General features: G+C 27.5%; 14 protein-coding genes. 13 read left to right on the top strand and 1 reads right to left on the bottom strand.

Translation table 11 applies throughout. The features are described 5' to 3' along the window. Positions 1 to 14 precede the first annotated feature (14 nt). The 4 genes from I2E83_RS13815 to I2E83_RS13800 all read left to right on the top strand — a co-directional run bounded on the left by I2E83_RS13815 (position 15) and on the right by I2E83_RS13800 (position 4941). Entirely contained in the window at positions 15 to 533 is a 519-nt protein-coding gene (locus I2E83_RS13815) for a hypothetical protein (RefSeq protein ID WP_195263527.1), read from the top strand. A 207-nt stretch (positions 534 to 740) separates the two neighbouring features. Beyond that, positions 741 to 3092 carry an ABC transporter ATP-binding protein/permease gene (locus I2E83_RS13810; RefSeq protein ID WP_195263528.1) on the top strand — a complete coding sequence of 784 codons (2352 nt, stop codon included), beginning with the start codon at positions 741 to 743 and terminating at the stop codon, positions 3090 to 3092. Positions 3093 to 3208: 116 nt separating this feature from the next. Then, positions 3209 to 3883 (top strand): response regulator transcription factor, encoded by a 675-nt coding sequence (locus I2E83_RS13805; RefSeq protein ID WP_195430482.1) that lies wholly within the window; start codon positions 3209 to 3211, stop codon positions 3881 to 3883. Next, positions 3880 to 4941, top strand: coding sequence for a HAMP domain-containing sensor histidine kinase (locus I2E83_RS13800; RefSeq protein WP_195430480.1), 1062 nt, complete (start codon positions 3880 to 3882; stop codon positions 4939 to 4941). The genes I2E83_RS13805 and I2E83_RS13800 overlap by 4 nt, the downstream gene beginning before the upstream one ends. 152 nt (positions 4942 to 5093) lie before the next feature. Here I2E83_RS13800 and ltaE read toward each other — a convergent pair whose 3' ends face one another. After that, entirely contained in the window at positions 5094 to 6140 is a 1047-nt protein-coding gene (gene ltaE / locus I2E83_RS13795) for a low-specificity L-threonine aldolase (protein ID WP_195430479.1), read from the bottom strand. 131 nt (positions 6141 to 6271) lie between these two features. Between ltaE and I2E83_RS13790 the strand changes: the two genes are divergently transcribed. The 9 genes from I2E83_RS13790 (at position 6272) to I2E83_RS13750 (ending at position 13642) form a co-directional block, all read left to right on the top strand. Next, positions 6272 to 7168: a hypothetical protein gene (locus tag I2E83_RS13790; protein ID WP_195263532.1), complete on the top strand. Its 897-nt coding sequence runs from the start codon at positions 6272 to 6274 to the stop codon at positions 7166 to 7168. A 165-nt stretch (positions 7169 to 7333) separates the two neighbouring features. Continuing rightward, positions 7334 to 8107 carry a histidinol-phosphatase gene (locus tag I2E83_RS13785; RefSeq protein WP_195263533.1) on the top strand — a complete coding sequence of 258 codons (774 nt, stop codon included), beginning with the start codon at positions 7334 to 7336 and terminating at the stop codon, positions 8105 to 8107. 96 nt (positions 8108 to 8203) lie between these two features. Further along, positions 8204 to 8839, top strand: coding sequence for a hypothetical protein (locus tag I2E83_RS13780; RefSeq protein ID WP_195263534.1), 636 nt, complete (start codon positions 8204 to 8206; stop codon positions 8837 to 8839). A gap of 11 nt (positions 8840 to 8850) precedes the next feature. Then, a complete protein-coding gene (locus I2E83_RS13775; protein ID WP_195430477.1) occupies positions 8851 to 9402 on the top strand; it encodes a hemerythrin domain-containing protein in 552 nt (183 codons plus the stop codon). Positions 9403 to 9465: 63 nt separating this feature from the next. After that, positions 9466 to 9648: a DUF1858 domain-containing protein gene (locus I2E83_RS13770; RefSeq protein WP_195263536.1), complete on the top strand. Its 183-nt coding sequence runs from the start codon at positions 9466 to 9468 to the stop codon at positions 9646 to 9648. A 214-nt stretch (positions 9649 to 9862) separates the two neighbouring features. Continuing rightward, entirely contained in the window at positions 9863 to 10624 is a 762-nt protein-coding gene (locus I2E83_RS13765; protein ID WP_195263537.1) for a hypothetical protein, read from the top strand. Positions 10625 to 10832: 208 nt separating this feature from the next. Further along, positions 10833 to 11444 carry a DUF4489 domain-containing protein gene (locus tag I2E83_RS13760; RefSeq protein ID WP_195263538.1) on the top strand — a complete coding sequence of 204 codons (612 nt, stop codon included), beginning with the start codon at positions 10833 to 10835 and terminating at the stop codon, positions 11442 to 11444. A gap of 168 nt (positions 11445 to 11612) precedes the next feature. Then, complete coding sequence (locus I2E83_RS13755; protein WP_195430475.1) at positions 11613 to 12158, top strand: DUF4489 domain-containing protein; 546 nt, start codon at positions 11613 to 11615, stop codon at positions 12156 to 12158. Between the two features lie 344 nt (positions 12159 to 12502). After that, complete coding sequence (locus tag I2E83_RS13750; protein ID WP_195263540.1) at positions 12503 to 13642, top strand: aminotransferase class V-fold PLP-dependent enzyme; 1140 nt, start codon at positions 12503 to 12505, stop codon at positions 13640 to 13642. Positions 13643 to 13657 lie beyond the last annotated feature (15 nt).

Raw genomic sequence — 13657 nt, 5'->3', positions numbered from 1 at the left:
GGAGGTATAGCAAAATGAGCTATTTAGAAAATGAAAAAGAAAGAATAAAGTATCATTATCAAAAATTAGTGCTTGGAGTATTATTATTTTTCTACTTTGTAGTAATTCAATCAGATGTTTCTTCTCATAAAGTTATATGGGGGAAGGGGTTGGATCCTAAACCTATTTCTTTTATAAATCCTATATTAGTTTTTGGAGTGATTATATTGATACTATATCTTAATAATCATTTATTTTGGATAAAGGAGCAAGGAAAACGAGTTTTTATATTAAGGAAATATGATACTATACCTCTTAGTAAAAAGGAAATGTATAGTTCAAAATTAAAAATAATAATTAATAATTTACTAACTTTTTTGTTAGGGGATATCATAATTTATGCAGGAACTATGATGTTTAATTCTTATTTAGAAATTGATATTTGGATGAATGTTATGGAAATATTACAAGTGCTATCAGCTTCAGCAATTTTAATAGGGTTTCTTTTAATAATAAATCTTATTCAGGATAATAAAACGAAAAAAGAAGCTTAAGTAAAGAGTAGTAGATACTATTCCCAATAAAGTATGTTAGATTGAAAACTTCTTTATTTAACATACTTTATTGGGAATTTTTTAGTTAAGTTTACTTAAAGATGGCTATAATCATATATATAATAATTTTACTAAGTTCATATTTAGTTCATAAAACTAAAATATTATTTAAACTACCGTAGTAAAATTTATTGCAGGAGGAAAAGTATGTTATCGCTAAAAAATATAAAAAAATCATATGTAACAGGCGAATTTAAACAAGTTGCTTTAGGTGGGGTAAGCTTAAACTTTAGACAAAATGAATTTGTAGCAATACTTGGACCAAGTGGTTCAGGAAAAACTACTTGCCTAAATATTATTGGAGGATTAGATAAATATGATAGTGGAGATTTAATTATAAATGGGAAATCCACTAGAGAATTTAAGGATTCAGATTGGGATGCTTATCGTAATAATAGTATAGGATTTATTTTTCAAAGTTATAATTTAATAAGCCACTTAAGTATTTTAGACAATGTAGAAATGGGAATGACATTAAGTGGAGTTTCATCTGCTGAAAAACATAAAAAAGCTTTAGAATCTTTAGAAAGAGTTGGACTTAAAGACCACGTTCACAAAAGACCTAATCAGCTTTCAGGTGGACAAATGCAAAGAGTTGCTATTGCAAGAGCGCTTGCAAATGATCCAGATATAATACTAGCAGATGAACCAACAGGAGCTCTTGATACTAAGACTAGTATTCAAATAATGGATCTTATAAAAGATATAGCAAAAGATAAGCTAGTTATAATGGTAACTCACAATCCAGAACTAGCTAAAGAATATGCAGATAGAATAGTTGAATTTAGAGATGGTAATGTTATTTCAGATACTAATCCATTAGAAGAGGAAAAAAGTAATAATTCGTATAGCCTTAAAAAGACAAGTATGAGTTTCTTTACAGCATTAAAGTTATCAGGAATGAATATAAGAACTAAAAAATGGAGAACTTTCTTAACAGCATTTGCATCAAGTATAGGTATTATAGGAATAGCATTAATTTTATCACTTTCAAATGGATTTGATAAGCAAATAGATATTTTTGAATCAGATACCTTATCAGGATTTCCAATTATGATAACTCAAAAAGCTGCTGAAGTTGATATAAATAGTATGATGGAACATAGCAAAGAAATGAGAAAAGAGATGTCTGGAGATGGTGAGGAAGATGGAAAGTATCCAGAAACAGATGTTATTTATCCATATAACACTAAAGAAAATACATTTATGCACAATAATAAGCTAACAGAAGAATATGTAGACTATGTTGAAAAAATAGATAGCAATTTACTTTCAGGAGTATCATATACTCGCTTAGTCAACATGAATCTTTTAAAAAGTGATGGTAATGTTGCAACTCCAGTAAGTGTTTCAGATTTAAATTTATCATCTTATCCAATAAAGCTAGATAATAGTACAGAAGGATATTTAGAGACATCATATGACTTACTTTCAGGTGAATATCCAAAAGAAATGACAGATTTAGTTTTAGTTGTAGATGAATATAATAAAATAGATACAGCAATTTTAGATGCACTTGGAATTGATAGCAATAAAGAAGAAATTAACTTTAATGATATTATAGGTCATGAATTAAGAGCTATATTAAATAATGATTACTATACTAAGGTTGGAAATTACTTTACACTAGCAGGAAATCCTAGTGACATGAGTGAAATATATAATAATGAAAGAGCAATTCCACTTAAGATAACTGGAATCTTAAGATTAAAGAAAGATGTGACTATTCCTGTTTTATCCTCAGGTCTTGCTTATTCAGATGAATTAAGTAAGCACTTTATAGAAGATGCTAAAAATTCAGAAGTAGCAAAAGCTCAGCAAGCAGTTGATTATAATGTATTCACAGGAGAAAGATTTGATAAAGTAAGTGATAGACCAGATAGCAATAATCAAAATACTAAGGAAAATATACTTTCTTCAATAGGGGCAGTTGGTACTCCATATATGATTACTTTATATCCAAAAGATTTTACAACAAAAGAAGCTGTAACTGACTATTTAGATGATTGGAATGAAGGGAAAGAAAAAGAAGATGTTGTTATATACAATGATATGGCAAGTACATTTGTAAGTTTATCAGGTGGAATAATGGATGCTATAACAATGGTTTTAATAGCATTTGCTGCAATATCTTTAGTAGTTTCATTAATAATGGTTGGAATAATAACTTATATTTCAGTTCTTGAAAGAACAAAGGAAATAGGAGTATTGAGAGCTTTAGGAGCTAGAAAAAAAGATATAACTCGCGTGTTTAATGCAGAAACATTTATTGTTGGAAGTTGTTCTGGTATTCTAGGAATAATAATTGCTTGGCTATTAACATTCCCAACAAATAATATATTATATAAGATAACAGATTTAAAGGGTGTAGCAGTTTTAGATCCAGTTCACGCTATTATATTAATAGTTATAAGTGTATGTTTAACTATGCTAGGGGGATCTATACCAGCTAAAATGGCATCTAAGAAAGATCCAGTTGAAGCTTTAAGAACAGAATAATTTTAAAAGTAATAGGCAAATATCTATTAAGGTATTTGCCTATGTTTTTAACTATACTATAATATTTAGTTAAGAGATAGTTTTTTAGTTAAGAGGTAAATTTTGAGGAGAATATAATGATAAACATATTAATTGTTGAAGATGACAAAAGCTTAAGAAGATTAATGGAAGTATTTTTAAAGCAAAATGGATATGAAATATATTTAGCAGCGGATGGAGAAAAAGCTATTGAAATATTTGAAGATAAGCATATTGATTTAGTAATTTGTGATATTATGATGCCAAAGATAAATGGATATGAATTAGTAAAAGATTTACGTAATTCAAATTATGAACTCCCAATTTTAATGGTTACAGCCAAAGAAACTATAGAAGATAAGAAAAAAGGATTTTTAGTTGGGGCAGACGATTATATGGTAAAACCAATTGATTTAGATGAAATGCTTCTTAGAATAAATGCACTTTTAAGAAGATCAAGAATATCCAATGAACATAAGTTAGTAATTGGTGATGTAGTTTTGGATTACGATGCGTTAACAATAAAAAAAGGATCAAAGGTAGTAGAACTAGCTAAAAAAGAGTTTTATTTATTATTTAAATTACTTAGCTATCCTAAACAAATTTTCACTAGAAATCAACTTATGGAGGCAATTTGGGGTATAGATATTGAAAGTGACGAAAGAACAGTAGATGTCCACATTAAGAGAATAAGAGAAAAGCTTAGTGATTTTAATGAGTTTAGAATTGTAACTGTGAGAGGGCTTGGTTATAAGGCGGAAAGAAATATATGAATAAGATATATAATTATTTTAGACATACTTTACAAGGAAAAATAATAGTATATTTTTTTACAACAATTCTTTTAAGTAATATAGTTACATTTTTTATCGTATCTCCAATAGTAAATAGTAAAATTTCAAAACATAGTCAATACTTAATTCCTATTATGAAAGAGTTTCATGGATTGAAGTTTATAATTTTAGTGATAAGCTTTATAGTTTGTTTAACATTGTTATGCTTTATTTCTAGAATAGTAGTTAAGCAAATACAAAAATTGACTAAGGCAACTAATGAAGTTGCAGAAGGAAATTTTGATATTAAATTAGAAACAAAAGAAAAAGATGAAATAGCTCAATTGATTTTTCATTTTAATGATATGACAAAGAAACTAAAAAATACAGCTTATATTCAAAAGGATTTTATAAATAATATTTCACATGAGTTAAAGACTCCCATTGCATCTATCCAGGGATTTGCTAAGATTCTCAAGAATAATAACTTAAATGATGATGAAAGAGAAGAATACCTAAATATTATAATTGAAGAATCCAAAAGACTTGAAAACTTATCAAGTAATATATTAAAAATATCTAAACTAGAAAATCAAGATGCTTTAGAAAATCAAAGTAAGTTTGCATTAGATGAAAATATAAGAAGAGCAATACTTTTATTGCAAAGCAAGTGGATTGAAAAGAATATTAAATTTAATTTAGATTTGGCAACCACTTATTATTATGGTGATGAAGAGCTATTTTTACAGGTTTGGAGCAATATTATAGAAAATGCAATTAAGTTTTCATATGAAAATGGAGAAATCAATATTAAAATAGAAAAAAGTCTTGATTTTATAAAAGTTTATATACAAGATGAAGGGATAGGTATGAATAAAGAGACAGTAAGTCATATATTTGATAAATTTTATCAAGAAGATAACTCTAGAAATGATTTGGGTTATGGATTAGGACTTACAATAGCTAAAAGAATAGTTGAAATTTCAAAAGGAAATATTGTTGTAGAAAGTGAGTTAAATAAAGGAAGTACTTTTATTATAAATTTAAGTAGAGAATGATAGGCTTTGGCAAGCAATTATTTAATTTAAAGATTTAAATGTAAGTAGTATTTCAGACTGGAATACTACTTACATTTTTTTTGAATTGCTTTCAGTAATTTTTACATTAAGTATAAATATTTAATTGTGAGATATTCCTATTTATAAGAATATTAATTTCTGTTTTTATTTAAGTATGTTTTTAATGTATCAACTATTTTTGATATATCTTCTTTAGTAACCCAATAATGAGTTACAAATCTCATTTGACCATTTTCAACATCATTTATTTTAATATTATTTTCTAAAAAGTAATTTACTAATGCTTTAGTATCTATATTAGAATTTTTAAAACTGAAAAATACCATATTTATTTTAACATTATCTAAATCAACACTAAGTTCAGGGATTTTATTTAATTCACTAGCTAAAAGCTTAGCATTTTCATGGTCATCTTCTAATCTTTTAGACATATCATTCAGTGCAACAATTCCTGCAGCTGCAAGGAAACCAGCTTGTCTTAGACCACCACCCATAAGCTTTCTCTTTTTTCTAGCTTTAGTTATAAAATCTTTGCTTCCAGCTAAAATTGAACCAACAGGGGCACATAGTCCTTTTGATAAGCAAAACATAACTGAATCACAATATTTAGTAATTTCTTTTACATCAACTCCAAGGGCTGTAGAGGCATTAAATACTCTTGCTCCATCTAGATGAACAGGTAAATTGTATTTTTTTGCTGTATTAAATACATCCTCCATATTTTCAAGAGTTAACACATTACCACTTGAATGAGCATTTTCAATACAAATTAAAGATGTAGAAGGAAAGTGTATATCATCATCTTCAAAACGAATTCTTTTTTCTATATCGTGAGAATTTATAATACCATTTGGGGAATCTATAGTTCTTAGCTGTACACCAGCAATTACAGAGCTTGCCCCAACTTCATGAGCAACTATATGATTAGAATCAGCTATAATTACCTCACTACCTCTTTTACAATGAGTAAATAAAGCAAGTTGATTACCAAAAGTACCACTTGGAACAAAAAGGGCAGCTTCCTTACCAACTATTTCTGCAGCAAGAGCTTCAAGCTTTATAACAGTAGGATCATCTCCATAAACGTCATCACCTACTTCAGCATTAATCATAGCTTCTTTCATAAAATCTGGTTGCTTAGTTACTGTATCACTTCTTAAATCTATAAAATTTTTCAATCAAAACACCTCATTTACATAAATTTATAACAATTATTAACACTATTATAATATAATAGAAGTAGATAATAAAACTAATTTATAAATAATATAGATATTATTTATTTTAAAGCAATAAAGGAGTTGTTGTTATGGGATCAGAAAAAAGAAGCCTAGAGAACATGAGAATATTTGGAGCTTTCGGATTAGTTTTAGGATTTATAGCTAATTTAGATTACTATTTTAAATACAAAGGAATTAAAATTCCATTTTTTAATAATATAGATATAAATTCTATAAGTATAATGATGATATTTTCTATAATAGCATTAGGAATTTTTTCTATAAGTAATATTAAGTTAAATGCAGAAGAGGATATACTTATAGAAGTTAAAAAGAAAACAATTATCTTAAAGATAGTATGTATTCTTTTTGTTGTTTATTCAATGATTATAGCCATATTATCTAAAGATCCAGCTTTAGTTAGAATAGAAATATTAGCTGAAATAATTTTAATTTTAATATATATAATTGAAAGAAAGATAAAATTATTACAAATTACCGATAGGCAATTAAAATGGAAGAGGGATTATGAGTATCCAGGTAGTTATAATAAGGAAAGCAATATATTTTGGAGAATGAAATCTAAGTTTTCGCCCCATATTAAAGTTAAATGGAAAGATAGAATCAATAGGGTTAGGTGGATAAAGTTATTATTAATTATATTTTTATTATCAGGATATTTCGATAAAGAGTTTTATATATTTTTAATATTATTTATTCCAGATTTTATATACTTTTTTGAAGTTTTATTTGGATTGTATACTAAAACTAGTGGAATATGTACAGGAGTTGTAGAAACTACAAAAGGATCTACTAAAATACCGGTTTATAGAATCTATATTACTGATTATGAAAATGAATATGAAATATCATTTAGCGTTAGAGATTATTGCTATATTGCTGAGAGAGATGAAGTAGTTGTAGTTCATAGTATGATAACGAAGCGAGTTATAGAGGTTCAAGGAATAAGAATGGATATTTTATAAAATAATAAATTAGGCTATCATAAATTAATTATTAATAAATTTTTTATAATTAATTTATGATAGCCTTTTCATTTAAAGTTTGAAAATAGAAGTTACTTTAGATATATGTTATTATATTATTTATGTAATAAATACTTAAATGACGGAAAAGGATAGGTGAAGAAAATGAAAACTAATTATCATACACATAATTATAGATGTAACCATGCTATTGGAACAATAGAGGATTATGTAGAGGAAGCAATAAAGGAAGGTTATGATGAAATAGGAATATCAGACCATCTACCTCATCCAGGCAAAAATATAGATAATGGAAATAGAATGTCATATGAGGACTTAGATATTTATTTTAAGGAAATAGATGATGCTAAAGAGAAATATGGAGATAAGATATCAGTAAAAAAAGCAATAGAATGTGAGTATTTTGAAGATTATCATTGGTTATATGATGAATTTAAAGAAAAATATAAAGTTGACTATTTATTATTAGGAGTACATTTTTTCCCATATAAAGGTGAATGGCTTTATGTAGGTGGAGTTAAATTAACTCCAGAAATTTTGGAATGCTATATAGACTATGTAATAAAGTCTATGGAAAGTGGATATTTTGCTTACATAGCTCATCCAGATTTATTTGCAGTATCATATAGAAATTGGGATGAACACTCAATTAAAGCATCAAGAAGAATTTTAGAAGCAGCAGAAAGATTAAATATGCCTCTTGAAATCAACATAAATGGATTTAAAAGAGGGAAAGTTAAATATAACTTAGGTGAAAGATATTTTTATCCTGTAGAAGAGTTTTGGAATTTATCAAAAGAATATAATGTTAAAAGAATACTTGGGGTAGATGCACATGAACCTGAAGATTTAAGATTTAGATTTAGGGGAGAAGAATTTGCAAAAAAATTAAACTTAGAAATTATAGATAAAATATAAAATAAATTAAAAGTAACAAATGTTACCGAAAAATATTATGATCCTATGTTACACTATCATTATAAAATTAGTAATGGATATTGGAGGAAAAAATAGATGAGCTTATATTTAGGAAAAATTCACTATTGGTTATTTAATAAAATAGTTTGGTTTGAAGGACTTGAAGAAGAAATAATTGCTTTAGCAAAAAATGAAGGATTAGATATAGAAAATTTATCAAAAGAAATAAATAATAAATATGGAGAAAAGTTACCTAATCTTCCTCTTGAGCAAATGATTGATACATCAAATATTCACGGATGGTTACAAGACAAGATTCATTCTGCAGAAGGAAGACTTGCAACATGGACTGGTAAGCTTTTAGAAAAAGAAAACACAACTTCTAAGCTAGAAGGTTTATATATGAATCAAGGTATAAAGGCTGCAAAAGAAGCAAAAGAAGAAGGAAAGCCTGTAAGTAATGCTGTTGAAATATTCAATGCAGTAAATGATTATATATTAGATGGAATGCCTTGTGATAGAGTAAATGAAGTAATTTCACAAGATGAAAATAAAGTTGTTTGGAAGAGAAGAATTTGCGTTCATAAAGATATATGGGATGCCGCAAACGGAGATGTAAATTATTTTTATACTTTAAGAAACTTATGGATAAAAGCTTTTGTTAATGAAGTTAACAAAGATTTTAAATATAGTGTATGTGAAAATGATGAATTTTCAATAGAAAGAGTATAGGGGATGAGAAAATGAATGCAATAGAATTAATGATGGAAGAGCATAAAAATATAAAAGAAATGCTAAAAGTAGTTAGAAAAGCTTGTTTTTCTGTTTTAGAAGGTGGAGAAGTTAACTATGAAGATTTCTATAATATGATACATTTTATAAGAAATTATGCAGATTCTCATCATCATAAAAAAGAGGAGATAATGCTATTTAATAGAATGGTTGATGAAATTGGTGAAACAGCAGAAAAGGTAGTTAAATACGGAATGTTGGTAGAGCATGATCTTGGTAGATTATATGTAACCAATTTAAATGAAGCATTAGAATCTTTAAAAAATGGAAATGCTGAAGCTAAATTAGACGTAATAGCAAATGCTGTTTCTTATACAAATCTTTTAGAAAGACATATTCATAAAGAAGATAATGTAATTTATAAGTTTGCAGAAAGAGAATTAAAAGAAGAAACTATGGATGTAATTAATGAAGAATGTGTAAGCTTTGAAGATGAATATAATAGTGTTAAAGATGAAAATCTAGCTATACTTAAAAATTTAAAGGAAAAATATTGCATTTAGTAGTTAAGATAAATTAAAATTAATATGGTATTAAATTAAAAAATATTAAGGATAGGTGATATTATGATAACTAAGGACATGACTATTGGAGAAGTTATAAAGGTAAAGGAAAATGCACCACAAATTTTAATGGATTTTGGTATGGGATGCGTAGGTTGTCCATCAGCTCAAGCAGAAACAATAGAAGATGCAGCAAAGGTGCATGGATTAGATTTAGAATCATTACTTGAAGCATTAAATAAATAATATATAAATTAAAAAGACACTGAACATATTAAGTTCAGTGTCTTTTTTTACTCTAAAAGTTCAAGAGACCTTTGATTATAAGCAATTTATATGTAAAAAAAAGTTACATTATAAGACCTTTTAATAGCACCACTTTTATATTTCAACATAACATGTATTATAAATAAATATTAAATTAATTTAGAGTATCGTAGTTTTAAGGAAAGGAGAGTTTATGTCCATTAACTTCAAAAAATTCGTGCCACGCCCAGGCCTTGTTAATAAACAAGGGCGTTTACCAGATCCATCGGAGTTAGTTTGCATAGAAGTACCTAAGGTATTTGATCAATGCTTAATAAAGAGATGTCTTGTGTACGGGGAAGGTCCAGATACAAATACGACAGATAGTGAATTAAGAAGTGATCCACTAATTGAACCTAAGAGATATATTTCTAGTAGGGATTTCAGTGTAACATTAACTTCAGTAGATAAAATACCTGTTAAAGGCAACCCTAATTTCAAAAAAATAATTCTTAATTACGTTATCTCTTTCTATTCTGATTATATTGATGACAATGGTGTAAATAGAAGTGAATTTTATGAAATCCATAGAACAGATATAATTGGTAAATTCTATTGTCCTGATTCTATAGTTCAAATTTCAGCAACTACTGAAGCAGAAGAATGTGAAGGTGAGGATAGTAATATTATAAAACTTGAAATGGTAGCAGAGGCACTAGATGGTCAAATAGTTGAAGATGAAGAAGGAAACGAAGTTCTAGATATAACTTTAGGTTACTATATAGTTGTAAAGTGTGAACTTATTGTACAATTATTAATTCCTGCTTATGATTATTGTCCAGTTCCTAGAGAAGCATGTGAAGAAGAACCTGAAGAAGATCCATGTGAAAGATTTGATAGAGCTCCAGTTCCTAAGTTCTATCCAGACCAAAATTTAGATCCATTATTCCCAGAAACTGATGAGCCTGAGAGATAAAGTAGTTAAAAAAATTCAGTTACTACAAAAGAAGTTTAAAAAAACAATGTTCACAAATATTATCAATAGAATAATTATTAATAGTAATATTATATTAATTAAGTATAATTTTTGTGATAAAAAATAATATAAGACTAAAAACTAACTGATACTAAATTAATAAAAGAAGATTTTATAAAAGATAGATATGAAAGGGAGGATTCAATTTATGAATTCAATGTCTAGAAGATATCAAGAACAATATAGAAGAGATTGTGAAAAAGATTATAGAAGAGATTGTGAAAAAGATTATAGAAAAGATCATGAAAAAGAAGAAGAAAAGTGCCCAACTATTATAAAATGTGGATGTCCTTCTTCTACTCCATTGCCAGTTCTTGCAGCAGTAGGACCTGCTACAGTAACACTTACATCACTTACTGTAGACACTTCTTGCATTTGTGATCCTATTATTAAGTTAGATTTTTCAAGTGTATTTACTACAATAGCTGCTATTACTATAGGCGGATTAAGTGTCCAAGTATTTAAGCAATGCAGAAATCAAGTAACTCCAGTTCCAATAGGACCTTCATACACTGTACTTCCAGCTATAGCCGTTGCACTTGTTATTCCATCAGTATTTACTTCATTTACTATTTGTGATGAAGATACTTGTTTAAATAGAGATTGCTGCACTTATACAGTAGTTGCAACAGTTACTGGACCTCTTACTGCTGCAGTTGGAGCTGCATTTAATAACTCAAGATTAACTGCAACTATAACTTGTAAATCAAATGAATGCACTAGAGAATGTCATAGAAAATGTGAAAGAGATTTTTATTAAAATAAGCTGAGTAATAAAAGCTTACTATAAATAATATAAACTAAATTTATAAATTAAGATGAATCCTGGATATGAGTTTTTCATTCCAGGATTTATTTAAATTAAATTTATTATGATAACTAATAAAAAATTATATAATATATAGTTTGGAAAGGAAGTATAAAATTCATGGATTCAATATCAAAAGAATCTTATGATTTATTTGTAGGAAGTAATGAAACTGCTAATTATAAAATGAAAGAAACGTGCCCAACTATTATAAAATGTAGTTGTCCAAGTTCTATTACTCTCCCAATAGGTGCTTTAGTAGGAGATACTTTTACACTTGCAGCTCTTACTCTAGACACTTCTTGTTTATGCAATCCAATCATTAAGTTGGAATTTGCAAGTAATGTTGTTATTCCTGTTTCAGCTGCAGGAGCATTTTCTTTAAGGATATTTAAACAATGTAGAAATCAATTAGCTCCTATTCCTGTTGGGCCAGAATGGACATTTATATCAGCGTTAATAGCAACAGATGCAAGAGCTGGTTCTAGTACTTTATCATTTTTTATTTGTGATGATAACTTATGTAGCGATGAATGCTGTGTTTATACGGTAGTTGCAACAGTTACAAGGGCTATAATTCTTGGAAACATTAATATTTATAATGCTACACTTGGAGCAATAGCAACATGTCATTCAAATAAATGTAGGAAAAATTGTACTAAATAATGAAGATATTATTATAAAATATGATTTAATATGTTTTGATTAGAGGGTATAAGATAATTATATAAAGTTAAATAAGCTCCGGATATGGCTTTTCCATACCGGGCTTTATTTATATTTAAACCCTATGGGTTGATTATTGTAGTATTAATTATAATTTGTTTATATCAGTGTAATCTTATATTTATATTAGCAAGCACGAAATTTTCTTTATTTTAATATAATGAATAGTAAGTGACTTTATAATATATAAAGTATATCAACCTATATTATTAAAGAATGAAGAAGATAAATATAATTAAAAATCAAAATGTGCAAAAATATAGCACATTTATAAGGAGGGTAAAATGATTTATTTAGATAATGCAGCTACATCATTTCCAAAGCCATCTAAAGTTTATGAAGAAGTATTAAATTGCATGAAAAATTATTGTGCAAATCCAGGTCGAGGCTCTCATGATATGGCAATTAAATCAGCTTTAAAAATTACTGAAACAAGAAGACTAATTTGTGAAATATTCAATATAAAAGATCCATTTAATTTGATTTTTACAAGTAATGCAACAGAAGCTTTAAATATAGCTATTAAGGGAATCTTAAAAAATGGAGATCATGTTATTAGTACAGTTATAGAACATAATTCTGTTTTAAGACCCCTTAATTCAATGGAAAAGCAAGGTGTAGAAATAACTTTAGTTGGAGTAGATAAAGCTGGCTATGTAAACCCTTTAGATATTAAAAATGAAATAAAAAAGAATACTAAATTAATAATAATTAATCATATTTCTAATGTATTAGGTAGTATTCAAGATATTACTGCTATAGGTAAGATATCAAGAGAAAAAGAAGTTATATTTATGGTAGATGCATCTCAAAGTGCTGGAATTATACCAATTGATGTAGAAGATTCATGTATAGATTTATTGGCTTTTCCTGGACATAAGGGATTGCTTGGTCCACAAGGAACAGGAGGATTATTTATAAGGGATGGAGTAAAGTTAAGTAATTTTAAGGAAGGGGGAACAGGGAGTAATTCACATTTTATGATTCAGCCAGATTTTATGCCTGATAAGTTCGAAAGTGGAACTTTAAATACTCCAGGTATCGCAGGATTATGTGAAGGATTAAAATTCATACAAAGAGTTGGTATAGATAATATAAAAAAATCAGAAGATGAGTTGATGGAATATTTTCTAAAGGAAATAAAAAAGCTTTCTTATATTAAAATATATGGAAGTGATTCTTTAAATGAAAGAAGTGCTGTAATTTCTTTTAATATAGATGGAATTGATGCATCTGTTGTGGGTGAAGAATTGAATGAGTATGGAATTGCTGTTAGAACAGGATATCATTGCACTCCATTAATACATGATATTATTGGAACTGAATATGCAGGTACAGTTAGGGTAAGTCCGGGATGTTTTAATATTCTTCAAGATATAGATGAATTATTAGAAGCTATTAGAAAAATATATAAGTCACATTAATAAAAAACTAATACA

The organism is Clostridium sp. D46t1_190503_E9, from assembly GCF_015555225.1.
GTDB lineage: Bacteria > Bacillota > Clostridia > Clostridiales > Clostridiaceae > Clostridium.
Note: the sequence above shows the minus strand (reverse complement) of the source record. Positions and strands in the feature narration are given on the sequence as shown.